The sequence below is a fragment of the Thermoactinomyces intermedius genome (assembly GCF_013912365.1).
GTDB classification, from domain to species: domain Bacteria; phylum Bacillota; class Bacilli; order Thermoactinomycetales; family Thermoactinomycetaceae; genus Thermoactinomyces; species Thermoactinomyces intermedius.
Map to the genome: position 1 here is coordinate 56,717 of NZ_JACETT010000024.1, position 23,517 is coordinate 80,233.

A 23,517-nucleotide genomic window follows, 5' to 3' on the forward strand; every position below is an offset into this window, starting at 1 on the left:
CTTTATCTTTAAGCCACGCCTTCCGCTTGTTTTTCGCACGATTTGGACGGATGGTCTTCGCAACCCCGGCAGGAACCGTACAAGGTGCCTGCTTTTTCTGATTCGACATAAGCAATCACTTTGTCACAGGTTTGGCATACGATGACTTCCAACACAGGAACCCCCTCCAATAACATCACATAAAGAGTGAAAACGATTCAATTATGATGTACTAATAGTATATTATGATATACTAATTTTGTCAAAGGAGAGGTCAGGATGGCATATTCTTCATTTTTCCATTAAAAAAGAGCAAATCCGGAGACTTGCTCTTTCTGGTCAATATTCCCGCTCTGCCTGGTTCCCCAACGCCGGGAGACAGCTTTTCAAAAAGATCGAAACTTCTCTCGCTTCATCCATGGATCGGAGATGAAAAATCCTTTGCAAATAATCTAAATTTTCGGCGTCTTCTAAAGAAAGCAACGAGGAGCGTCCTGTCTGCATACAAACCACTAACGGCTTTCCAAAGAACATATTGGTGTAGACGATGCCATAATCATAACGGCCGTTATCCGAAATAAAACCGACAAATCGCACTTTGGCCTGTTCTGCCTCGTCATACAAACGTTCATAAAGACTCATCTTATCTCCTCCTCACTTTAATTTAGAAGAATATCATTTTAAACTCGAATCCTAAAATACAGAAGATAAATAATATATACCCGCATTTTATCATGCTCAAACATAAATTTATTGATCAAGCCAACAAAATATCGAATGATTTGATGAAATATTCACACACATGTTAATATAACAAAAAAAGCATTGATATGAAGGAGCGATCGCCGTGAGTAAAAGCGCATACATAAAACTGGTTCCCGGTTCCAACCAAGAAACCATTGATTTGGACGGCGTCAGACAGTTGCTCGACACCTACTGCGAAATGACCGGCCTGACGGGAAAACAATTGGGATGGTCTTATGAAGCGGCGGCTTTCCCTTATGAGGTAAGCCAAGAAGAGCAAGACGGCATTTCTTATCTGCACCTCAAAGGCAAAAGCCCGGACAAATACAACGGTTTAATCATCGGAACAAGCCGGGAAGAAGCGTCAGGCGTCCATTATATCCAAATCGTTCTTCCTTCCAATGCGTCCCACGGGGACCTTGCCAAAGGAAATGAGTTTTCCAAGTTTTTTGCCAAACAGTTAAAGGGGGAACTCCACTTGTTTAACGGCCGGGTCATGTATTACAACAGCCGGAAATAATTTTATTCCTCCACCTGTTTGTCCCGTTCAGGTGGAGGAAAACGGTTTGAAAAATCAACGGACGGACAATTCTTTTCCTTGTTCCACGGCCATCTCGATTTTGTAAAGCTCGGTCACATACTCCTGAAACTTGGTAAAATCCACCCGTTCATAACATTGTGCCAGTTTTAAAATGATTTTGTGCTCCCCCTCCCGGTCGCCTTCCTTTCCTGCCAACTCCCGGGCTTTTTCATAATACAAAATCGCTTCTTGATATCTGGCTTGTTGCAGATAACAATCGCCCAAAGCCATGTACGTTTCCCGGCTCACTTCCGTCTGCTGGGATCGTTCGCAGCCCGAACCGGCTTCTTGCAAGACTTCCTCCGCCTCGCTCCACCGGTTTTGCCCCAAATAGCTGAGGCCCAAGTACGTTTGCCCCCGGATTTTTAACAGATCGTTTTTCAGTTTTTCCTGCAGGCTCAAGACCGTCAGGAAACAATCTTCGGCCTCTTCCCATTTTTTGATCAACAAATACACCTTGCCCATCAATTGCCACAATTCGCACGCTTTTGCCACTTTCTTGTTGATCCTCGCCAGTTCGATCCCTTGGACCGCATACCGGATGGCCTCGTCATACAGCTTCAACTTCATCAACACCTTGATGCGGACCATGTATAATTCCAGCACGGTATCGATGCTCTCGATGCAGCCGATCTCTTTCCAGAATTTTTCGATTTGGCGCAACGCTTCTTCCAGACGGTTGGCTTCATTCAGATAAATGATGCGTGAAACCTGCAAAAGATATTTGTAATGGTTCCGTTGTCCCTCTTCCTTGAAGTGGCTGATTCCTTCCTCGATATAGCTCAATGCTTGATTCCATTCTTTGTTTTCATAAGCAATGCGGCTTAACTCATGGTAACTGGCTGCTTTGATGTTGGACATGGAGCGGTCTTCCCGTTGTTCCATGATCCGGATCGCTTCCAGAAAGTAATTTTTGGCCTTCACCCAGTTTTTCTTCTTTAAATAAATTTTCCCCCGCAAAAAATGAATCATGCCGGCCAGCTTATGATTGGCGGGCACATCCAATTTGCGAAGACGTTCCAATCCCTTGTCCGGATTCATTAAATCCACCATGCTCTCGATGGCGGTCAACTTTAAAACCATTTGTTCTTCTTCTTGTTTTTCTTTGGCCAGCAAATCATGGGCCCGGTCCAAATTCACATTTAACTTTTCCGCAATGTACCGCACTTTCTCTTCATTGACATAAGTGATTCCCCGTTCGATATTGCTGATCGTGGAAGGAGAGATGAAATCGTCGGCCAGATCTTCCAGCCTCAGGCCCAATTCCTTTCTCTTTTTCCGGAGCAATTCCCCGATTTGAATTGGATGAATATAGTCCACGTTCTTCACCATCCCTGACTCCTGATCAAATTTCGCCACATATGTAACACTATATAAAATTTTCAGCTAATTTTTATGTCATGAAAGCCAAACATCCCCTGAAGAAAGAAAAAACCCCAACATTTTATGGGGTAATTAGATATTTAGATACGCTTATTCTACCATATTTTTTAGAAAAGAAAAAAGAATGAATCAAAAAAAGGAAATTCTCTCCCTTTTATATCCTCTCAAACAGATTGACCACGATGAAAGCAAAACTGCTTCCCAGGAAGGTCCCGATCAACACATCGGTCGGATAATGCAAAGCCAGATACATGCGGGAGAATCCAATGATCATGGCATATGGAATCAAAATCATCATCATGACGGACGAATGAAGGGCAAATGTCATGGCGATGGAAAAAGCGGCGGTTGTATGGCCGGAAGGAAAGGAATAATCCGTCAGCGGATTTGGAAATGTGTGCAAATGCGTTAATTTCAGATAAGGACGGATTCTCGGCTTATACTTTTTCAAAAACCGGACGGCCAAATGGCTTGTCCCCAGCGCAATCAATGCCTCCAACGCCCATCCTTTCACCGGCTTGGGCATAAAAAGGATCCAGCCCAACAAAAAAACGATGGTCGCCGTGGCCCCTCCCAGATGGGTCACCCGGGGCATGATCCAATCCAACAAACGACACTTGAAATGGCAATTCACCAGTTGAATCAAAAATTGATCCGATCGGGACAACCAGGATGTCAAACTTTTCATCAGTCCTCACCTCCGTCTCAGCACCCCTGATGAAGAAAGAAACGGGCAAAAAGAAAAGTAAATAAGGTGTTAATCTTGGAGAAGATTAACACCCGTATTCAGCATTGGTGATTGCCATGGTGCAACTCTTCCAAAGAGGATATATCCATCATTCCGTCGCCAACCCTTCTGACCGTTCTTTTATGTAACAGCACAGGGTGGTTTGATTTTCCGGATTTTTCTCAGCAGAAACGCCTTTTTCGATTCCGCCCGACTGAAGCAGCATTTCCCAACGATTCAACCATATTTTATTGCTGGGTGGCATCAGTACGATCAGAGTCATGACAGAAGCTACGATGGTCAAAAAAGACGTTTTGTTCATTTTTCACTCCTTAATATTAAAACGCTTCGTCCTGTGTCTTCATTTTAAAAAGGAATACGGAGAGGGTCAAGATTCCACGGTCCGTATTCTAAAAGATTTATTGAACAACATGGATCAATCTGGTCACAATTAGGGAAAAACACTGCTTTGGCCCGGTAAACTGTTAAATTTTTTCCGACACCTAAAAAAATGACAAATCCGGCCCGTAACCGTCCGCTCCCGGAGACGAAAGAAAAAAAGATCGCTATAATAAGAGAAGGAATTTTTAACCAAAGACAAAAAGGTGGGATGCAGGGTGAGTACACTGATCGCCATCCTCTCTCTTCTTTTGAACGGGGGGATTCTCTATCTTTTGTACCGGCAATCGCTCACGGAAACGAAAGAAAATCCCTGGAACGATCTTTTTTACCAGCTGCAAACACTCCAAGACCAGCAAGAAAAATTGGAAAAAAGAGTACGGGAAGAAATGGGGTACAACCGCCAGGAATGGAATACGTCTTCACTGGAAAACCGGAGAGAATTGCAGCAGTCTTTCACCACGTTGACCAAAGCCACATTATCCACGCTCCGCGAATCGGCATCGCAACAAAAAGATCTTCTGGACAGCTTTTCCAAACAACTGAATGATCTGACCCGGATGAACGAACAAAAATTTGACCATCTCCGGACCCAAGTGGAAGAAAAGCTGGCGGCCATCCAAACCGAAAACCAGAAAAAACTGGAAGAAATGCGGAAAACCGTGGATGAAAAGTTGCACGATACCTTGGAAAAACGGCTCGGCGAATCCTTTCAACTGGTCAGCGAACGCTTGGAACAAGTACATAAAAGCTTGGGGGAAATGCAAAATCTGGCCACCGGTGTGGACCATCTGCGGAAAATATTATCCAATGTCAAAAACCGCGGGGTTTTGGGCGAAATCCAATTGGAAAACATTTTGGAACAAATGTTGTCTTCAGAACAGTATGAAAAAAATGTGCGTGTCAAAGAAAACAGCAAGGAAAATGTGGAATTTTGCATCAAACTGCCTTCGAAACAGGAAGAAGGGAAATTTGTATTGTTGCCGATCGACTCCAAATTCCCCCTCGCAGATTACCAGCGCCTTCTGGAAGCACAGGAAAGCGGCGACGTCCATCAAATGACCCAGGCCGGAAAAAATCTGGAAAACCGGGTCAAACAAGAAGCCAAAAAGATCAGCGAAAAATATATATCGCCCCCGAAAACAACGGACTTTGCCATTTTATTTTTGCCTTTGGAAGGTTTGTATGCCGAAGTCTTGCGCCGTCCGGGTTTATGGGAAAGCATTCAGCGCCAATACCGCGTCTCCATTGTCGGGCCGGCAACATTGTCCGCTTTTTTGAACAGTTTGCAAATGGGATTTCGCACTTTGGCAATCGAAAAACACACCCATGAAGCCTGGGAATGGCTCAGCATTTTAAAAAATGATTTGTATCGGTTCGGGGACTATCTGGCCAAAGCACAAAGAAAAATTGAAGAAGCCGGAAAAACCATCGGCTAGGCGAGCCGGCAAACGGAAACCATGAAAAAGAAACTGAACCAAGTGGAAAACCTGCCCCAACCCAAAAGCATCCCCCCGACTCCGGCCGGTCCGGAAACGGATGGAGAAACGGGTCCGGGAGAGTGATCGTGGAAACGGGTTTTCTCATGCGGTGAAACCGGATCCGTCCGGAACAGGAAGGTTCATCCACATACCGGGTTTTTCCTTGGGCAGACACAGACGGACGACCGCACCGGCTGCCCAAGGATGGGGATCCTTTGAGCGAAACCCAATGGCTCAAAGGATCATTCTCATGAAGTTCCCCACTAAGATCCCGATATAATTGCCCACCGCGTAACCGAAAATCCCCATTAACACGGCGGGAGTCATTAATGAAGCCCAACCTTTGGACGACGCCAGTGCAAGGGCCGTCGACGGACCTCCGATGGCCGCCTGGCTGGCCACGGCCAACATCTCCACTTCGAGTTTAAACCATTTCCCCGCACCAAAAACAATCAGTGCATGCGTGGCGATGACAAAAACGAGAAAGACAAACACCACCGGCCCCTTTTCCACCAATGTACTCAAGAGGGTCCCGGCACCCATGGAGGCAAAAAACAGATGAAGCAAATAATTCCCGATCGCCTCTCCCCCTTGCAACCGGGAGACCGGCGTAAACCAGGCCATCAACAGAGCCAATGTGGTATACCAAATCACACTAGGGATTTCAAGGCCGGTGGCTTGCTGAATCCAAGGCGTGACCCATTCGGAAACCGCCACAATGGAAAACGCAACCGCAAGCATCGCCGCCAGATCAAAGATCGTCACTTTTTTGGGTTGAAAAAAATCTTCACCGGTTTTTTCCCCTTTCCACTCCTTGTCCTGAAGCGAAGGGTAGAAGCCGCGGAGCAACACCGGAATCACGGCGGTCGCAACCATCCAGACGTTGGTCATGATGTTGTCGGCGGCAGCTCCGGTCGCATACATGGTTTCCGATGTTTCAAGCGCTTTTCCCACCGCTGCATAATTAATCCCGCCGCCAATGTAACTGGCCGCAAATTGGGCGGTGATTTTCCAACTCTCTTCCCCGATCTGCCCGGCCGTCAAAAAACCTCCCAACACCGTCCCGCAAATGGTGCCGATGGCAGCCAGGCCAAAAGCGATGAACGCCGGTTTTCCCAATCGGCGCAAATTTCGAAAATCCGTGGATAACAGTAACAGGACAATGGCCAGCGGCACGCAGTAATCCCCGGCAAATTGATAAACGGGATTTGATTCCCCCAAAGAAGAAGGAATCACATGCAAATTCACCAAAACCGCCCCGCCGGTGATTACCAGAATCGCGGTTCCGAGAAAAGAGAAAAAGCAGTATTTTTTATCCAGCCAAAAGGAAAACCAAATCAGTAAAGTGATCACGGCCCCCACTCCCAACGGGCTGGTGATCCATGCGTCTTGATTCATCCAATTCCTCCTTTTCAAACGCTTTGTTTTTCTATCTCCATCATACACTCAAAGAAAAAAGTCTTGGATAAAAATATCCAAGACCATGCCGATCTATTTCCACTCCGTTTTTCTGTTCACCATTTCGACCGCCTCTTCAATCCGGCTGAGCACTTCTTGTTCCGTCCGTCCGGTAACCACCATCGTCACGATGTAATCGACGCTCGTGGTGGCTCCGGCATAAGATTGCCCCGGTTTGGCAAGCAACCGGTATTCCGTGACCCATTCCGGCAATTCTTCCGCCCGTGGCCCCTTTACAAACGTGCCGTATTTCGGGGGAATCCCGACAAAACCGAATTGGGTTTTTGGCTTTTTCTCTTTCTGCAACTGTTTTGGCAGCTGAACCGGAATCCCGCACTGGGCTTGTACAGAAAATTTCGTCAAATCAACCCCGAAAGCTTGGCGATACTCCTCACAAATCCGGGACCCCCCGGTGCGGCAAGCCACCTCGCACAAAACCAATTCATCATCCGGGGTATGGAACACTTCGGCATGAAAAGAAGTGTGCTCAGGCGTCGGCATCGCTTTCAAAACGGAACAAACATATTCTTGCATCCGCGCCGTCAACGGATTTTGCGGCGACAACAAATAACTTCCCAAATATTTGCCTTCGTGAAAAGCCAGGCAATCGTTCAAATACTTGGACGGCCAGCACAAAACGATTTCGCCGTAAAGAATCAAACCATCAATATGGTACATTTCTCCCTCAATAAATTGTTCCACTTCCAGATTATGCTCCAAGCCTTTCGTCAGATACCGGATGGTGTCGCGGTCATTCTCCAGAATGGTGGTGTTTCTGGAACCCATTCCGTCAACCGGCTTCACCACCACCGGATAATGATGATCCTGAATAAACTCATACAAATCAATGGCTGAGTTCAAACGGGCGTATTGAGGGACCCGGATATGGGCCTTGCTTAAAATGGATTTCATTTTGACTTTGTCGCGGAACGCGATGGCACTTTCCCAAGATTGCCCTTCGATCCCCAAATATTCCCTCAGCCTGGCTGCCCGCAGGATATCCCGTTCGGCCGTTGCAATGATGGTGTGATACGGATGTTCGCGGTACAATTGCAAAGCTTGAAATTCAATGGCAGAATTATAATCATAATTTTCAAACGCAAAAACTTGGGCATATTGAGTAAAATCCTTGGCATAAGTGGTGTTTGTCATGAGATACAGATCCTCATTCAGTTCCTTCAACCATTGGTTATAAGGAACGTCATAATGGGGCAATCGGTTAAAAATCAGTATACTCAAATTGTTTCCCCCTTTTTTATCTGTCTTCTTGAGGATCTCAAAACACCGGTGGAATCATGAAATTCATGAACACCTGACATTTGGGGTGCTCCTCTTAATATTAGAAAAAACACTATTTTATGTCAATAAATATATGTAGAAAATAATTAATTTTCTTTTAATTAAAAATACCTTGCGAAATGACTTCGCAAGGCTCACCAGACCGTGGATTTATAAATCTTTTTTGGAGAACGAATAGGGAAGCAATTTCCCAACGGTCGTCTCCATGACATCCCCCTTCAAATTGGACAGATAAACCGGCATGTCCGAATCGCAAAACTCTGAGAGCACCTGGCGGCACGCCCCGCAAGGCGAAACCGGCCCGTCAGTATCCGCCACCACCGCGATGGCGGAAAAAGAACGTTCGTTTTCTGAAACCGCCTTGAAGACGGCGGTCCGTTCGGCACAATTGGTCAGCCCGTAAGAAGCGTTTTCAATATTGGCCCCACGGATCACTTTCCCCTCTTTGGTCAACAGGGCGGCGCCGACTTTAAATTTGGAATAAGGGACATAGGCACGTTCCATCCCTTTTTTGGCTTCCTCAATCAGTTGGTCACGGTCCATGGCTCTCAACCTTTCTGCTTCAAAGCTTATTTTTCTTCCATGATTTTGACTCCGGAACTGGTTCCAATGCGGTTGGCTCCGGCATCAACCATTTTCATCAGATCTTCCAGGCTGCGGACGCCTCCGGATGCTTTCACTCCCAAATTGTCTCCCACCGTTTTGCGCATCAGTGCGACATCTTCCACGGTGGCTCCTCCTGTTGAAAACCCGGTGGACGTTTTGACGAAATCGGCCCCGGCTCTGGCGGCGATTTCACATGCCCGGACTTTTTCTTCATCCGTCAACAAGCAGGTTTCAATGATCACTTTGGTCAATGCTTTTCCTTCAGCCGCCTTGGTCACGGCGCGAATGTCTTCTTCCACCTCGTCATCCCGGCCGCATTTCAGCAGACCGATATTGATCACCATATCCACTTCCGTCGCCCCGTTTTCAATTGCGTTGCGGGTTTCAAAGGCTTTGGTCTCCGGTGTGGTTGCCCCGAGAGGGAATCCGATCACCGTGCACACCTTCACATCGGTCTCTTTTAAAATTTCATAGACTTGCGGAACCCAAACCGGATTGACGCATACGGACGCAAAATGATATTTTTTGGCCTCTTCCGCCAGTCGGACAATCTGTTCCTTGGTTGCATCCGGTTTCAACAAAGTGTGGTCGATCAGTTTGGCAATTTGACTTTTTTCCATTTCGTTTTCCTCCTGTCATCCTTGAACAATGTCGTGAATCAAAACTGGTGGTTGAACCGGTTGTTTGCTGATCGCATAAGCCTGTTCCACTTTTTCAATGACGTCCGTCACCGACGAACGGTTGCTGTAAATGGTAACGAGTGTCTCTCCATTGCGGACAGAATCACCGATCTTTTTGTTCAACACTAATCCCACCGCCAAATCGATTTCGGATTCTTTGGTCGCCCGTCCGGCTCCCAGCATCATGGCGGCCGTTCCGATTTCATTGGCCGTGATTTCGGAGATATATCCGTCCTCTTTTGCTTTCACTTCCATCGTGTACTTTGCCGTCAACAACTGCTCCGGATGATCGACATACCGGTCATCCCCGCCTTGCGCCCGGATGAATTGCTTCATGGTTTCCAGCGCTTTTCCGTTGTTCATGGCTTCTTTGAGCATCGATCCGGCTTCTTCCGGAGTTTGGGCTTTGCCGGCCAGGCAAACCATGTGGCTGCCCAATGTCAAACAGAGCTCTTCCAGATCTTTCGGCCCTTTTCCTTTCAACGTGTCGATGGCTTCTTTGACTTCGAGGGCATTTCCGACGGCAAAACCGAGCGGCTGGCTCATATCCGAGATCACCGCCATGGTTTTCCTTCCCACATTGTCGCCGATTTCCACCATGGTCCGGGCAAGTTTCCGCGCATCTTCCATGCTCTTCATGAAAGCCCCTGCTCCCACTTTCACATCCAATACGATGGCATCCGAACCGGAAGCAATTTTTTTGCTCATGATGGAGCTTGCAATCAGCGGAATGGAATTGACGGTTCCGGTCACATCCCTTAAGGCATACAACTTTTTATCGGCAGGCGTCAGCTTTCCGGACTGGCCGATGACGGCGACTTTATTTTGATTCACCAGCCGGATGAATTCCTCATTGTCCACCTCGACATGAAATCCGGGAAAGGATTCAAGTTTATCAATTGTTCCGCCGGTATGCCCCAGTCCGCGGCCGGACATTTTGGCAACCGGCACGCCGACCGAACCCACCAGCGGCGCCAGCACCAATGTGGTGGTGTCTCCCACACCTCCGGTACTGTGCTTATCCACTTTGATTCCTTCAATGGAAGACAAATCGATTTGCTCTCCCGAGCGGACAATTTCCATGGTAAAATGAGCGGTTTCCTCGGGAGTCATCCCTTGAAAATAAACCGCCATCAAAAAGGAGGCCATTTGATAATCCGGAATTTCTCCCCGGGTGTAACCTTGCACCAAAAACCGAATCTCTTCTTCGGTCAATGCCTTTTGGTCTCTTTTCTTTTCGATCAAATCGATCATCCGCATGTTCTTAACGACTCCCTTCATTCTTTATCGCACAAGCCCGTCCGACTCATTCCATTTGCCTTCAAAGCCAATATATCAAAGGGTTGAACATATGTAAATTAAAATATTAACAAATGTAAAACCAACAGCGTTCCAATCCTCTTTCTTCTTATTATGATCGGCGAAACGAAAAATAAAAAAAAGAGCATTCAATCCGAATGCCCCGAATCGTCGTCTCCGCCGCTTTGTTCATGAAGCAATTGGGCCGTGTACTGATCCGTGATCAACACGTTGGCATACCGTCCCTTCAAAGCCCCGCGGATCGCCTTCACTTTATTCAATCCTCCCGCCACCAGAACAGAGTGCTCCTTTTTTCTCAATTCGTCCAATTCGATGCCGATGGTTCGTTGATTTAAACGTTCATCGCAAATTTTTCCGTTTTTATCATAAAACCGGGAACAAATATCGCCGACGGCTTTGGCGGAGAGCAGTTTCAACTCTTCCTCGTTCAGATAGCCCAACCGGAACAGCAAGGAATCGGACAACGCTTCCCCGACGGTATAAACCGCAATATTTGCCTGTTTCCCCATTTCCAGCAGTTTTTGAATGTGCTTGTCGGCCTCGATGGCTTCTTTCACCACCGCCTTGTCGACAATGGCGGGAAGCGGGAGATAATGCGGAATCGTTCCGTAAGCCTGCCCGAAACTCTGCATAATTTCCGAAGCATAAGTATGCTCCGCCGAATAACTGACACCACCTTTCAATTGCACCACATGCACATGGTTGACCGGCTTGTGCTTCAAATGAAGCGCAACCTGGTACAAGGTCGTTCCCCAGGCAACCCCGATCAAATCCCCGTCAGCAACGATTTGGTCCAAGTACAAGGCCGCCTGCCTGCCCAGCATTTTTTTTACCGTTTTTTCGTCGTACTTGTGAACCGGTACAATCAACACTTTTTTCATCCGGTATCTTTCTTTTAAAGCAGCTGCAAGTTGGTCCAGACGAAGCGAAGGATCCACGATTTCAATCCGCACAATGCCTTCTTCCTTGGCCTGCTGCAACAGGCGCGACACGGTCGGTCGCGAAACTCCCAACCGGTTGGCGATTTCCTGCTGATTGTAATCCTCCTGATAATACATTTTGGCTGCTTGTATCAACATCTTGAGTTTTGTTTGATCCATATTTTCACCCGTCATCGATTCGTCACGCCCATTATAGCACGGAAAGAATCCTGAACTCATCTCTCATGGCCTTCATACGATGGAAAAAAGGGTGGAAGATTGCAATCCGCCTTTCGGCCTGTCACAAGGAGACCCTTCCGCACTTCCCGGCGGGAACCCGGATATTTATTTTTTGAAAGGTTGGTTTTATTATTTTTTAATATAAATTCATTTTTACAATAATGAATAAAATTCGTTAAACTTTTGTAACAAATTGAAAATAGAATCCTTACTGAAAATATTTTAGTATAGAAAGGATGAGCCCATTGCTGAAACGTGTCTTGTCTCTGGCGGCCATCTTTGCATTGGGAACGTTTATGTCCATTCCGACCGTATCCAACGCCAACGCGGAGACGGTTCAAAAACAGCCTCAGGAAATCATCGTAAAATTCAAACAAAACGCAACCGCTTCTGCCGTTTCCACCTTGCACGCCAAAGCAAAAGCCACCATCACCTCCACCAATAAACAACTGGGGTATCAAGTGGTGAAAGTAAACGAAGGTCAAAACCTTGAAGATGTCCTGAAACAATACCAATCCAACCCCAATGTGGAATATGTGGAACCCAACCATGAAGTGCATGCCTTTTTCACTCCGAATGATCCCAGATACAGCGAGCAATATGCCCCCCAACTCGTCGGCGCTGAAGAAGCCTGGGATGTCACCCAAGGTTCTTCCAATGTGACAGTGGCCATCGTGGACACCGGGGTTGACTACACCCATCCCGACCTGCAAGGAAAAGTGGTGAAAGGAAAAGATTTCGTTGACAACGATGACGACCCCATGGATGAAAATATGCACGGAACGCACTGCGCCGGAATCGCGGCTGCTTTGACCAACAATGGCGTCGGGATTGCCGGTATGGCTCCGAAAGTGAAAATTCTGGCAGAACGTGTTTTGGATGCGAACGGATCCGGTACCCTGGATTCCGTTGCACAAGGAATCACCCATGCCGCTGACCAAGGTGCCGACGTGATCAGCTTGAGCTTGGGATCTCCCCAAGGCGCTTCCACCTTGGAAGATGCCGTAAACTATGCCGCAAGCAAAGGAGCCGTTGTGGTGGCGGCAGCCGGGAACGAATCGACCAGCGCTCCCAGCTATCCGGCTTATTATGAAAAAGCCATCGCGGTGGCCGCAACCGACTCCAACGATAGAATCGCTTCCTTCTCGAACTATGGAAGCTGGGTGGATGTAGCCGCTCCGGGGGTCAACATTTTGTCCACGGTTCCCGGCGGGGGATACCAAACGGCTTCCGGAACTTCCATGGCCACTCCGCTGGTTGCCGGTCAAGCAGCTTTGCTTGCCTCCCAAGGCAAAAGCGCCAGTGAAATCCGTCAAGCCATCGAAGGAACGGCTGACAAAATCTCCGGAACCGGCCAATATTGGGCACACGGCCGTGTCAATGCCGCAAAATCCGTCTCTCAATAAGAAATTGAAAGCTGTCTGTGAAATCACAGACAGCTTTTTTTGATCAAAAGGCTGAAATCATTCATGATGAAACCGGTTTAAAAAATGAAACATGCCGTTTGCCGGTTTTAAAATGATGAACCCGGTTGAACCCCTCATGCTCCGGTTTGATCTTCTGACCGGCAATGATGACGGCGACGGAATTGTTTAAGTCCATCGCTTTCCGCAGATTTTTAAACAGGGATCGGACCGGATTGTCATCATTTCCACGCCAGGAAACCAGGTTCCCGTATGGAAGATTGGTGATGATGACCTGGGCCTGAAGGACCGGATGGTTATCCGGCTTCGTGATGTCCCTCTGAAAACAAGTGATGGGGATGGGTTCCTCCTTCAAATATGTTTTTAACACCTGGACACTGTCCAACGCTTCCATATGCGAAGGTTTCCCATACTCCTCCACGTATTTCCGGATTTCTTCTTCCCTGCGGCGAAGCCCTTCAAAAGAAAGCAAGGAAAGATTTTTCCGTGCAAACGCCACCATCTTTTCATCAGCATCCGAAGCCGCGATTTCGCGGATCTTGGAAGCGTGCAAAAAACCCAACACGGTCAACAAATATCCCGACCCGCAACACGGATCATAGAGCTTGAACCCGTTTATTTCCTCATTTAAAAAAGATTGTGCCCGGTAAAAAATCTCGCTTGCCAACCGGACGGGAAAAGGCGCGGAACCGGGGACATTGTACAACACCCGCCCGCTGGCAAAATCACGATAATCTTTTTTTTCGGTTTCATAATGGTATTTCATCCGATCACCTGATTGAAAATGTTATTCCTGATTAAAAAACGTCGTGACAAGCCGGACGAACTTGTCCGGAAATTCCCTTTGCGGCCAATGCTTGCATTGTTCAAAGACCGCCAGTCGGGAGCAAGGAATCCGTTCGTGGGCTTTCCGGGCATAAACGGTCGGCACCGCGGGATCCTCTTTTCCCTGAATGATTAATGCAGGAGCTTGGATCCGGGCCAACTCTTCGGTCAAATCCGAACGAATCCCCCGCAAAGTCAGTTCGCTTCTTTGAAAAGAAATAAATGCTTTTCCCGCTGATGCATCGAGAACGCACTGATAAATCTCCTCAAACAGTTCACCGGTCAGTTTCTTCTCATCATAGAACAGACCGGATAATAAACTCAACCTGGCCAACGGACGGATTCGCAACCATTTGTACGAAAGTTCATTGAGGCAGGTCTTGACATAAAGGTAAGAAAGCCGGTGGAATTTCAACTTGTTGAATATACCATAGGGAGCCGCCAGAACCAACCGGTCCACTTTGCCTGGATACATGGCCGCAAAGCGGATGGCAATCCCTCCCCCCAGCGACAATCCGACCAAGCGGATCCGGTTCAAACCGAGATGCTCCATCCACTCCTTCAAAAAACCGACGTAAAAATCAAGGGAGTAAGTGATATCCGGCTTGTCGCTTTTGCCATAACCGGGAAGATCCGGCGCATACACCTGAAAATTTTCCGACAACGGCGCCAGCACTCCTCCCCAAGACAAGTGTGCGGAATCAATGCCTCCCCCGTGCAACAAGACAACCGGCGGTCCTTTTTGATCCAGACCGGCTGTATAACAATGAATGCTGAACCGGTTCACCTGATCAAACCGGCTGCGGATGGCATTTTTCCCATTCATCGATCCGATTCCCCACTTTATCTGTTTTTTGGGTTTGAGCCCGCTTGACTCCTATTAAACCATTTTCCTACACTCTGGTAAAATCGCTTCCCCACAAAAAAGCGGGCAAGCGGAGTTACCGTTTCTCCCTGCCCGGATCCTGAAATCTGGTCATCATGATGGTTGCAAAGTCACTTCAAATTTGACTTCTTCTTCTCCGGTAAGATCGGGCTTATAAAGGAGTACATATTTTTCTTTTTGGGGGACATCAAAATACAGGACACCTTTTTTCGTCTCCCCTTTTTGCAATTCAGCCTCCATAAACCCGTCATCGTAGGAGAAATAACTTTGCAGTGCATTTCCGTCCTCATCATATAAATTAAACGCTTCCACCCCAACACGCGCCGGTTCATCCCTCCGGTTGGCCAACTGAAATTGAACCGCCAACACTTTTCCCTTCTCCGGCGGAATATATTTGTTCCCGTCTTTTAAAGCGGCACTTTGGACGGTGATCTCCAGCCCGTCAACCGACGCCGTTTCCCCGGTCTGAAATACGTTTTCCTCTTTGGTTGGTTCTTGTTTCTCTTTGGCATCACTGGCTGTCGGGGGATTTTCCGCTTTTGGCTCCGCCTTTTGTCCCTGCACGGAACAACCCGTCAACATTCCCCCGGCGAACAAAAGCGTTGCCCCCCATAAAATCCATCGCTTCATCCAATCCCTCCTTGCTTTGGTTTCCGGATATTTCATTCGTATTGAAATCAAAGGTTTTTGTCCGGTCCGGGCAACCAGGATTGGACGGAGACACAAAAAGCCCGCCTCCCTCATGGAACTCCCCCATGATAAGAAGCGGGCTCCGGCCGGCGTCAATTTTGAAACGGATCTGACCAACCATATCTATTCATCAAGCAAAAACCCCTTCGCAGAGAAGGGGCTCGGTTTGGTGGGCAGTATTGGAATCGAACCAACGACCTCTTCCGTGTCAAGGAAGCGCTCTCCCCCTGAGCTAACTGCCCAAGTTTTGAAAGGAATAATCTGGTGGGCCCAACAGGACTCGAACCTGTGACCGATCGGTTATGAGCCGACTGCTCTACCAACTGAGCTATAGGCCCATTAAAAATGGCGGAGCTGACGGGATTCGAACCCGCGATCTCCTGCGTGACAGGCAGGCATGTTAGGCCTCTACACCACAGCTCCATATTTGGTTGCGGGGACAGGATTTGAACCTGCGACCTTCGGGTTATGAGCCCGACGAGCTACCTGACTGCTCCACCCCGCGTCGTTTGTTGTTTCGTCATCAGCGACATTTTCTAATATACAATAATTCTCCGGAACATGCAAGGGGTTTTTTAAAATTTTTTTCTCCATATGTACCGCACCCCGTATTTCCCTTTTTTGGAGCGGAACACTTCCACTTCCTCCGGACTGTCGTAACCGTACAGCCACCAATCCTCCTGCATGCGTGTTGCCAGGCAGCGAGCTTGAAACGAACTGTCAAACAATTTGGCCCAATAAATCCACTTTGTCATTTTTCACACCCTCCTTGTATGCCTATTTTTTCCGCGGCGCTTCCATTTCATGCCTGGATAAACGCATATTTTCGCCTGGTTTCATAACCGTTCAATGTGATACGCATAAAATAAAACAACCATGGCAACACCTCTACATTCCCTCCTCTGAGCAGGCAGGCCGGATCTTTGCGGCCTGTCTTATTCTTTGCGATCGAGGATGCGTTCTGCTTCAAGAAAAGTTATAATAAAAGGAGTCACCAATTTCGAGGAGGGATTCAGATGTACTACGGCATTGTTGCCTTTCCACAGAAACATGTCCAAGACAAAGTAAACGCTTTACGAAAACGCTATGATCCGCATTATTCCTTAATTCCCCCGCATATCACTTTAAAAGAGAAATTCGAACTTTCTGACGACAAACTCGAAAAAGCGGTTCAAGATCTGGAGAGGATCGCCAAAGAAGTCAAAGCTTTTCAAATTAAATTCCATAAAATCAGCCACTTTCATCCCACCAGCAACACCATCTATTATGCCATTGAAAACGGAGAGCCTTTGGTTGAATTGCACAACAAAATCAGTGAAGTGTTTGAAAGCGTCGAGGCTCCCTACAAATACATCCCTCATCTCACGATCGGTCAAAAAATGGCGGAAGATGAGTTGCATGATGTTTACGGAAGCCTGCGGATGAAAAATGTGCAAATGGAATCAAAAATTGACCGTTTTCATTTGATGTACCAATTGGAAAACGGTTCTTGGAGCATTCATCAATCTTTCTTGCTGGCCAGGAACTGAGAAAGGAAGGTTTGCAATTGGCTGACACCACCGTAAAACAAGCGACCGGCTCCAAAGAGATGGAGCTTGTCTATTCGATCCGGACCAAGGTGTTCATCGAGGAACAACAAGTGCCAAAAGACTTGGAAATGGACGAATGGGAAGAAAAATCCGTCCATTTCCTCGCCTGGCTGGAAGATGTTCCCGTCGGAACCTGCCGCCTCCGTTTTCTTGACCATGATACGGGCAAAGCGGAAAGAGTGGCCGTTTTAAAAGAATACCGGAAAACCGGTGCCGGCACGAAATTAATGCAGGCATTGGAAACCTTCGCCCGGCAAAAAGGAGCCAAAAAAATCTTGCTGTATGCGCAAGTGTCCGCGTTGCCCTTTTACGAGAAGTTGGGTTATACCGCTTTTGGCACCCCGTTTGAAGATGCCGGGATTTTACACATGCGGATGGAAAAAAATCTTTAAAGATACAGGCGCTGTTTTTTCAAGTCCTCGATGACGGAGATGTCTGTGGTGCATGTACCCAGCGGCGCATGATACATGGAACCGTTTCGCTCTCCGTGAAAGTCCGAGCCCGCTGTTTTCAGCACGCCCAGTTGATCCGCCAACTCCTCATAATGTCTTTTTTGACCGGCCGGATGATCCGGATGGTTGATCTCTATGCCATCCAATCCTTTTTCCACCAGGAGCGGGATCAAGTCGTCTTGCTCATAAAGACCGGGATGAGCAATGACGGCTGCTCCTCCGCTTTGATGGATGCATTCGATCGCTTCAAACGGAGAAATCCGCTCAACCACCGCATAAGCTTTCCCGTCTTTCCCCAGATACTGATCAAACGCTTCGTCCATCGTTTTGACGACGCCTTTATCGATCAACACTTCGGCAATATGCGGCCTCCCCGGATTTTTTCGGGCATTTCTTTTCTTTTTGGCGATGACCTCCTCATAAGTCACCGGAATGCCCAACTCGTTTAAGCGGTCGATGATTTTCAAATTGCGTTGATGCCGGGCTTCTTGCTGTTTCTTTAATATTTTGAGGAGACGGCTGTCATGCACATCCATATGGTATCCCAGCATGTGAATTTCTTTCCCCTGCCACATTGTACTGATTTCCACTCCGGGCACCACCTCAATTCCCCGTTTTTTTCCTTCCGCCCGGGCTTCTTCGATCCCTTCGACGGTATCATGGTCCGTGATGGCAATCCCTTTCAACCCGGCTTCCTCCGCCAGTTTCACCACACCGGCCGGAGAAAACAAGCCATCCGAAGCCGTCGTATGCACATGTAAATCCACTTTCCCCATTGCTGAACCCTCCATTCATTGATTCAAAAAACAAACCGAAACAGCCCCATCCCTTCGCCTTTCATCCAGATCCGCACCGGAACCGTCCGGTTTTTCCGCCTTTCAAAAGCCCATGCCTGTATCCTTTGTGCTTGCTCTTTTGTCAAAAGAACAACCGGCTTTAACGGATAACACCGGACTCCCACCTTGACCGGCCTCAACAAGGCATAGTATGTGCACCCTGCCTTCGGTCCATCCGTCCCGGACCACTCAACACGGCATTCGGTGGCATCTTCCAGCAAAGAGCGAAGCTTCACCGTTTGGCCTTCTTGTTGCATCTCATATAACGAATAATAAGACGCCATCAACTTGGAAGCATATTCCCAATAATCATGAAGCTTGGCTTCTTTCAGTACGAATTCCACCATCCTTTCTTGTTTGACATTGAAATAGTCATACAACAACCACTGCTGAAAGATTTGTTCGGGGAGAATGTCCTCTGTTGATTCTTTGGTGCGTTGGTAACCGGTATATTGCTGAAACCAATAAAGAGCCCGCATCTTTTCCCGGATGGAAATCAACCGCCGGGACCACTTCTCCACTTCTTGAAGCATGGTTTGAAACTCTTTTTCTTTTTGCCGCTGCCATTGCTTCCGCCAACTCGTAAAGTGAATCATTTCATGGTTGGAATTGGAATGCATCCGGATTCACTCCCTCAGTAACATCAAACACGAAGTCCGCAATAAAATCAAACGCGATGGAGGCATGTCCGGGCACAAACAACGCATTTCAACCCCTTCTGCTGGGCGGATTTTCATTCGGACAAAGGAATCCGGGTTCGTTGGATTTTGTTAAACATAAAAAGAGTACCCGCTTCAGACCGGGTACTCTCCTCACTCAACACCTTTTACTTCCGTTTTTTGATCTCCTCTTTCATCCGTTCCGCCAATTGCTTGGGGTCCTGATTGGTTGAACGCGTTTTTTCATTCACACCCAATTCACGCCCCACTTCATTCATCAGTTCTTCGACTTGGTTTTTATTTTGTCCTTGTTGATTGTTGCGTTGTTGTTTTTGATCATTTTCCCGTCCGAATAATTGGTTGAGAAAGCGGAACATTCGAAGATCCCCCTTTTGGTTGAGTGATATGCTTATTATTTTCTTTTTTGTTCTTTTGCATACAAAAAAGAAGCCACCCCTTTGCAATGGCTTCTTTTTATCATTTCTGACTCATCAGTTGTGCCGGATTGTCAAAAACCACCACCGGATAAACCCCGTCGATCTGCGTAAAATGGCAACCCGTTTCATTTTTTGCCAGCATTCCCCGGATCCAAAAACGCTGTTCTGTTGTAAACGAGGGAACCGCCGACAGATGGACGGGTTTCCATTTTCCTTCCAGATAGACCACCGGTCCGGAAGACGAAAAAGTAAACATCGACATTTCCTGTTTCTCTTCAACCGTTTCCGGATTCCTTTCTGCCTCACAAATGCCATGGTCCAAAAGCCATTTGCGCACTTCCACCGCAACCGGCAAGGTACGGATCAAATGAATGTAGACTTTCCGGAACACCGGATAAACGTGAGCCATCTTTTCACTTTCCAACCAGCGGAAAAAATATTTCAGTGTGTTGAGGAAAACGCGGGAACCCTGAGGTGTGCATTTCCCTTGATCCAGATACCATTTGCTGAGAAAGTGAATAAACGTCTCTTCATCCAAATACTCCCACCGAAACCGGCTTCCGAACCGGGAGGACAGGTATTGGTACAATTTATCGATCGACTGGCTGTACAAAGCTTGCGTCCCTTTTTGAAACGACGAAACGTATTGGATGAAAAATTGTTCAAATTGCTGCATGACATACAAAGGCAATTTTTCATTTTTCTCCTCCAAGACAGGCCATCCGGAGGTTTTTTCTTCCGAAACTTTTGGCCCTGTTTGAGCAGATTTTGAATTTTCCATTTCTTCTGCACGTTGAATGGACCAACCAAAAACTCTCCAACCGTTCTCCCAAGTTGTGTACTTATTTTCTTCCAAGTGGTTGTATTTCTCTAGTTGCAAAAGTATCTCCCCTCTCATCTCATGCAAGAAGGATGTATAAGGGCCAAACAGTTCATAATGATTGCCGATTCGGACAAACCGCCCAAAAATCAAAGGTGCCGGCGGATATTCTCCTGCCGGAGACTTCACCGTCATCTCCCCGCCGCCCGTCAGCATCCGATAGACCGCTTTTTGTTCATCGAAATCCAACAACTCGTAACAAGTAAAGCGGGATTGACAAAAGCTTCTTGCAAGTCGTTTTTGGTAGGGATTTTTTTTCAAAAGTGTGGAGGCCCAGATCTCTACGGGACGTTTCTGGTTCAGGCTGGGTGCATCAAACAACAGCCAAAACCGGAAGAAAGCGGACATGTCGTGCGGAATCGGCTTTTCAGGCGGAATGTTCAGCAACTGCTTAAAACGGTCGACCCAATCCAATTGCATTTCTGGTGACATGTGTCGATGGAACCATTGATTAAACTCATGCAATAAATCATTCTTCAGCTGACTTTCCCGATCTTCTCTTGCTTTTTCGGCTACAGACAGAGTCACTACCCTTTCACAACATTTTTTGTACTTTTTTCCACTGCCGCACGGGCAAGATTCATTCCGACCTACCATCGTCACACCTCGGATGAATTATTCCTTGTTTTCAAGTATAGCTCATTCAGCTACCGAAAACAAAGAAAATATCACAAAATATACCAAATATCCGCTTGCATTTCCCCCATACATCACTTTATTCTCAGTAACAATATTCCTCTGTCTGAGGAAATTTAAACCAAAATGTGACGGCATGATCGGATGGTTTGTGCTTGATGGAAGGCGGGTGTATCCGGGGCGTTTGGAGATCATTGCGAAGGATATGATGTATCTTCACCCAAGAAGAACTCCCTGCTATAAAAATAATTCCCTATTCAACAAAAAAAACCTGCAATTCTTTTAATTGCAGGTCGATTTTTTTCTGTTTTATTTTAAAATCTTGATCGTAACCGTTCTTCTTCCCCATTGAATTGCTTCACTTCTGGTTTCAAAAAACAAATCGATGATATGGCCTTGCACTGCTCCTCCGGTATCTTCCGCCACTCCATATCCGTAACCCGGAACATACAGTTTTGTTCCCAAAGGAATCACATCCGGATCCACGGCAATGGTTCCACGATGCGGATATGTACCTGTTGCGGTTCTGCCGCCAGTATGGGTGTAACCAGTGGCCTGAACGGTCAGAGTGCCGGCAGACGCCAATTGGGTGTCATCTTTTTCAGCCAATTCTTCATTCGTGCCAATTTTTACAATTTCCTCGACAGGCTGAACGGTATCCACCAATCTTTGCTTCACCACTTGTTTCCCGTTTTCCTCCATGGGTTCCCCATTTTTATACATCATGGCGACTTCGTAGATTTTTTTCCCTTTTTCCCCTTCTTGCTCCACTTCTTTTTCGCCCTTGGCCAATTCTTTATCTTCAATTTCCTTGGTTTTATAAGGCACCAGTTCTATTTTTTTCTGAATCCGCTGTTCATAACGATCCACGACGATTTTCACGCCGTCTTTGATTTTTTGATTCAGAGGCAGATTGACTTCATCCCACTCGGAAATTTGAATGTTTTTGTCTTCCAGGACATCACCAATGGTCGTCTTCGAAGTCTCGAACGTTCCCATATCCTTACCGCCGACTTGAAGCGACACTTTACATTTGCAGATCAACTGAACCCGGTTATGTCCTTTCAGAGGCTGGTTCCATTGGATGCTCGGCGAATACTTCCGCTTCAACTCCGCCACATTCAAACCAGCCCCTTCCAAAGCCTCTGCCAAAGTATGATCACTTGATTCAAGCTTGATCATTTTGGATTGGTCACTGAACGTGACCTCCACTTGTTGGGAAGACCCGGAACATCCTGCCAGCAGGAGAAAAATCATCGCAAGGCTGCTGAGAAGGGTCTTGTTCATCCAATACCTCCTTCGGTGAGCCTGAAACAATGACTTGATTATAGCAAAAGTTCCCGGAATGATCTACGAGTCTCCAACTTTTGTCATATAATCACCCATTTTTATTTATCATATGGCGCCCGCTTATCCAATGTTCGCTTTTTTTTCTTTCACTTCCTCCCGAATGGATTCTTTTTCACCCGGGGGATCAGGAACTTCGCGTGGAAAATGACGGGCATCGCGTGGAGCATAAATGTGAATTGTCAGCACGCCTTTGTTTACATTGGCTGCAATCAGAATCGGTTTGGAAAGCGAATTTTTAAACCTGAAATCGGGTCCGCCCCAAGATACAGTGGCATCCCGGTTTTTGGGAACGTAAGCCACCCGGCGGCTGTGGCTGTTCCGTTCTACAATCTCAAGCCCTGCCATGTCAACGGCATTAAACAGGGTGGAGGAAGTTTGGCAAATGCCACCGCCCACTCCTTCGCTGTATTCCCCTTTTACGATGACCTTCGCCATCCGGTATCCCCGCGCTCTGGAACGGATCCCCACCACTTTGTTAAAGGAAAAGGTTTCCCCGGGCATCAACACATGATGGTCGATGGCTTTGGCGGATAAATAGATATTATGCGAGCGGTTGACGTTCCTGTGATTAAAAAAGGTGGTATAACTGCCCAACTCTTTTTCTTTTAATTGCAAAAGTTCGTTCGTAGTGAGTGCCGGCATGGACCATTGGACGGGCAAATCAACCGGGCGGTTGATATAATCATGAATTTCATCAAACCATAATTTGATTTTTTGGCGGTCCACTTTGACTCCAAGTTGATGAGGAACCACTTTGCGATCTTTGTAATATGCTGACCGGGGCTTGCGGTTCACTTCTTTTTCAATCGTCTCATGGATTTGATTCATGAGCGCATCCTGATTCAAAGTGGTCGGATCAATTCCGTCAAAACCGATTTCCCGCAGATCCAGGTTCCACTCCTTTTCGCCGAACCTTACCATCAGCCGGACTTCCGGCTCCTTTTTTTCCTGAAAAGACCATGCCGCTTCCGGAACAAAAAGCAAACCGGACAAAAAAAGGGCGAAGAAAAGAATCGGTCTTGTTCGTTTCATAAATG

Annotated in this window: 26 protein-coding genes and 4 tRNA genes; 5 read left to right on the top strand and 25 right to left on the bottom strand. The window is 47.1% G+C overall.

The features are described 5' to 3' along the window. Positions 1 to 8: 8 nt before the first annotated feature. Entirely contained in the window at positions 9 to 152 is a 144-nt protein-coding gene (locus H1R82_RS06235) for a GapA-binding peptide SR1P (RefSeq protein ID WP_181730864.1), read from the bottom strand. Between the two features lie 166 nt (positions 153 to 318). Further along, a complete protein-coding gene (locus H1R82_RS06240; protein WP_181730865.1) occupies positions 319 to 621 on the bottom strand; it encodes a DUF3055 domain-containing protein in 303 nt (100 codons plus the stop codon). A 205-nt stretch (positions 622 to 826) separates the two neighbouring features. Here H1R82_RS06240 and H1R82_RS06245 point away from each other — a divergent pair, with 205 nt between their 5' ends. Next, positions 827 to 1,243, top strand: coding sequence for a DUF1885 family protein (locus tag H1R82_RS06245; protein WP_181730866.1), 417 nt, complete (start codon positions 827 to 829; stop codon positions 1,241 to 1,243). A gap of 54 nt (positions 1,244 to 1,297) precedes the next feature. Here H1R82_RS06245 and H1R82_RS06250 read toward each other — a convergent pair whose 3' ends face one another. The 3 genes from H1R82_RS06250 to H1R82_RS06260 form a co-directional block, all read right to left on the bottom strand. Next, positions 1,298 to 2,635 (bottom strand): helix-turn-helix domain-containing protein, encoded by a 1,338-nt coding sequence (locus tag H1R82_RS06250; protein WP_181730867.1) that lies wholly within the window; start codon positions 2,633 to 2,635, stop codon positions 1,298 to 1,300. Positions 2,636 to 2,840: 205 nt separating this feature from the next. Then, positions 2,841 to 3,374 (bottom strand): phosphatase PAP2 family protein, encoded by a 534-nt coding sequence (locus H1R82_RS06255; RefSeq protein ID WP_181730868.1) that lies wholly within the window; start codon positions 3,372 to 3,374, stop codon positions 2,841 to 2,843. Positions 3,375 to 3,522: 148 nt separating this feature from the next. Further along, positions 3,523 to 3,735 carry a hypothetical protein gene (locus H1R82_RS06260; RefSeq protein ID WP_181730869.1) on the bottom strand — a complete coding sequence of 71 codons (213 nt, stop codon included), beginning with the start codon at positions 3,733 to 3,735 and terminating at the stop codon, positions 3,523 to 3,525. A 295-nt stretch (positions 3,736 to 4,030) separates the two neighbouring features. Here H1R82_RS06260 and H1R82_RS06265 point away from each other — a divergent pair, with 295 nt between their 5' ends. After that, the gene (locus tag H1R82_RS06265) at positions 4,031 to 5,251 is read left to right on the top strand and encodes a DNA recombination protein RmuC (RefSeq protein WP_181730870.1); all 1,221 of its coding nucleotides are present in this window, start codon (positions 4,031 to 4,033) and stop codon (positions 5,249 to 5,251) included. 276 nt (positions 5,252 to 5,527) lie between these two features. On the opposite strand, the gene H1R82_RS06270 is transcribed toward H1R82_RS06265, so the two are convergent. From H1R82_RS06270 to deoR, 6 genes are all read right to left on the bottom strand, one after another. Next, positions 5,528 to 6,691: a DUF819 family protein gene (locus H1R82_RS06270; protein ID WP_181730871.1), complete on the bottom strand. Its 1,164-nt coding sequence runs from the start codon at positions 6,689 to 6,691 to the stop codon at positions 5,528 to 5,530. Positions 6,692 to 6,784: 93 nt separating this feature from the next. Next, a complete protein-coding gene (locus H1R82_RS06275) occupies positions 6,785 to 7,990 on the bottom strand; it encodes an ATP-grasp domain-containing protein (RefSeq protein ID WP_181730872.1) in 1,206 nt (401 codons plus the stop codon). Positions 7,991 to 8,200: 210 nt separating this feature from the next. Beyond that, positions 8,201 to 8,593 carry a cytidine deaminase gene (locus H1R82_RS06280; RefSeq protein ID WP_181730873.1) on the bottom strand — a complete coding sequence of 131 codons (393 nt, stop codon included), beginning with the start codon at positions 8,591 to 8,593 and terminating at the stop codon, positions 8,201 to 8,203. Positions 8,594 to 8,619: 26 nt separating this feature from the next. Further along, positions 8,620 to 9,276, bottom strand: a complete 657-nt coding sequence (gene deoC, locus H1R82_RS06285; RefSeq protein WP_181730874.1) for a deoxyribose-phosphate aldolase — start codon at positions 9,274 to 9,276, stop codon at positions 8,620 to 8,622. A gap of 15 nt (positions 9,277 to 9,291) precedes the next feature. Then, positions 9,292 to 10,596, bottom strand: a complete 1,305-nt coding sequence (locus tag H1R82_RS06290) for a pyrimidine-nucleoside phosphorylase (protein ID WP_181730875.1) — start codon at positions 10,594 to 10,596, stop codon at positions 9,292 to 9,294. Between the two features lie 188 nt (positions 10,597 to 10,784). Beyond that, positions 10,785 to 11,756: a DNA-binding transcriptional repressor DeoR gene (gene deoR, locus H1R82_RS06295; protein ID WP_181731209.1), complete on the bottom strand. Its 972-nt coding sequence runs from the start codon at positions 11,754 to 11,756 to the stop codon at positions 10,785 to 10,787. A 356-nt stretch (positions 11,757 to 12,112) separates the two neighbouring features. Between deoR and H1R82_RS06300 the strand changes: the two genes are divergently transcribed. Then, the gene (locus tag H1R82_RS06300) at positions 12,113 to 13,222 is read left to right on the top strand and encodes a S8 family peptidase (protein WP_370527042.1); all 1,110 of its coding nucleotides are present in this window, start codon (positions 12,113 to 12,115) and stop codon (positions 13,220 to 13,222) included. 61 nt (positions 13,223 to 13,283) lie between these two features. On the opposite strand, the gene H1R82_RS06305 is transcribed toward H1R82_RS06300, so the two are convergent. The 8 genes from H1R82_RS06305 to H1R82_RS06340 form a co-directional block, all read right to left on the bottom strand. Further along, complete coding sequence (locus H1R82_RS06305; protein WP_181730877.1) at positions 13,284 to 14,006, bottom strand: hypothetical protein; 723 nt, start codon at positions 14,004 to 14,006, stop codon at positions 13,284 to 13,286. Positions 14,007 to 14,027: 21 nt separating this feature from the next. Next, complete coding sequence (locus H1R82_RS06310; RefSeq protein WP_181730878.1) at positions 14,028 to 14,891, bottom strand: alpha/beta fold hydrolase; 864 nt, start codon at positions 14,889 to 14,891, stop codon at positions 14,028 to 14,030. A 153-nt stretch (positions 14,892 to 15,044) separates the two neighbouring features. Then, positions 15,045 to 15,581, bottom strand: coding sequence for a DUF4352 domain-containing protein (locus H1R82_RS06315; RefSeq protein WP_181730879.1), 537 nt, complete (start codon positions 15,579 to 15,581; stop codon positions 15,045 to 15,047). A 227-nt stretch (positions 15,582 to 15,808) separates the two neighbouring features. Continuing rightward, positions 15,809 to 15,883, bottom strand: a tRNA-Val gene (locus tag H1R82_RS06320). A 20-nt stretch (positions 15,884 to 15,903) separates the two neighbouring features. Next, positions 15,904 to 15,979 (bottom strand) — tRNA-Ile (locus H1R82_RS06325). An 8-nt stretch (positions 15,980 to 15,987) separates the two neighbouring features. Beyond that, a tRNA-Asp gene (locus tag H1R82_RS06330) sits at positions 15,988 to 16,064 on the bottom strand. A gap of 5 nt (positions 16,065 to 16,069) precedes the next feature. Next, a tRNA-Met gene (locus H1R82_RS06335) sits at positions 16,070 to 16,146 on the bottom strand. A gap of 70 nt (positions 16,147 to 16,216) precedes the next feature. After that, positions 16,217 to 16,396 (bottom strand): hypothetical protein, encoded by a 180-nt coding sequence (locus tag H1R82_RS06340; protein ID WP_037995063.1) that lies wholly within the window; start codon positions 16,394 to 16,396, stop codon positions 16,217 to 16,219. Positions 16,397 to 16,657: 261 nt separating this feature from the next. Here H1R82_RS06340 and H1R82_RS06345 point away from each other — a divergent pair, with 261 nt between their 5' ends. Both H1R82_RS06345 and H1R82_RS06350 read left to right on the top strand, forming a co-directional pair. Further along, the gene (locus H1R82_RS06345) at positions 16,658 to 17,170 is read left to right on the top strand and encodes a 2'-5' RNA ligase family protein (RefSeq protein WP_181730880.1); all 513 of its coding nucleotides are present in this window, start codon (positions 16,658 to 16,660) and stop codon (positions 17,168 to 17,170) included. Positions 17,171 to 17,187: 17 nt separating this feature from the next. Next, a complete protein-coding gene (locus tag H1R82_RS06350) occupies positions 17,188 to 17,622 on the top strand; it encodes a GNAT family N-acetyltransferase (protein WP_232333826.1) in 435 nt (144 codons plus the stop codon). On the opposite strand, the gene H1R82_RS06355 is transcribed toward H1R82_RS06350, so the two are convergent. From H1R82_RS06355 to H1R82_RS06385, 6 genes are all read right to left on the bottom strand, one after another. Continuing rightward, positions 17,619 to 18,458, bottom strand: coding sequence for a PHP domain-containing protein (locus tag H1R82_RS06355; protein ID WP_232333825.1), 840 nt, complete (start codon positions 18,456 to 18,458; stop codon positions 17,619 to 17,621). The genes H1R82_RS06350 and H1R82_RS06355 overlap by 4 nt on opposite strands. A gap of 23 nt (positions 18,459 to 18,481) precedes the next feature. After that, positions 18,482 to 19,138, bottom strand: coding sequence for a hypothetical protein (locus tag H1R82_RS06360; protein WP_181730882.1), 657 nt, complete (start codon positions 19,136 to 19,138; stop codon positions 18,482 to 18,484). Positions 19,139 to 19,344: 206 nt separating this feature from the next. Beyond that, entirely contained in the window at positions 19,345 to 19,554 is a 210-nt protein-coding gene (locus H1R82_RS06365; RefSeq protein WP_181730883.1) for a hypothetical protein, read from the bottom strand. Positions 19,555 to 19,654: 100 nt separating this feature from the next. Further along, positions 19,655 to 20,926 carry a site-specific integrase gene (locus tag H1R82_RS06370; protein ID WP_181731234.1) on the bottom strand — a complete coding sequence of 424 codons (1,272 nt, stop codon included), beginning with the start codon at positions 20,924 to 20,926 and terminating at the stop codon, positions 19,655 to 19,657. Between the two features lie 513 nt (positions 20,927 to 21,439). Continuing rightward, positions 21,440 to 22,417, bottom strand: a complete 978-nt coding sequence (locus H1R82_RS06380) for a 3D domain-containing protein (RefSeq protein WP_181730884.1) — start codon at positions 22,415 to 22,417, stop codon at positions 21,440 to 21,442. A 123-nt stretch (positions 22,418 to 22,540) separates the two neighbouring features. Continuing rightward, positions 22,541 to 23,512, bottom strand: coding sequence for a VanW family protein (locus H1R82_RS06385; protein WP_232333824.1), 972 nt, complete (start codon positions 23,510 to 23,512; stop codon positions 22,541 to 22,543). Positions 23,513 to 23,517: the final 5 nt, after the last annotated feature.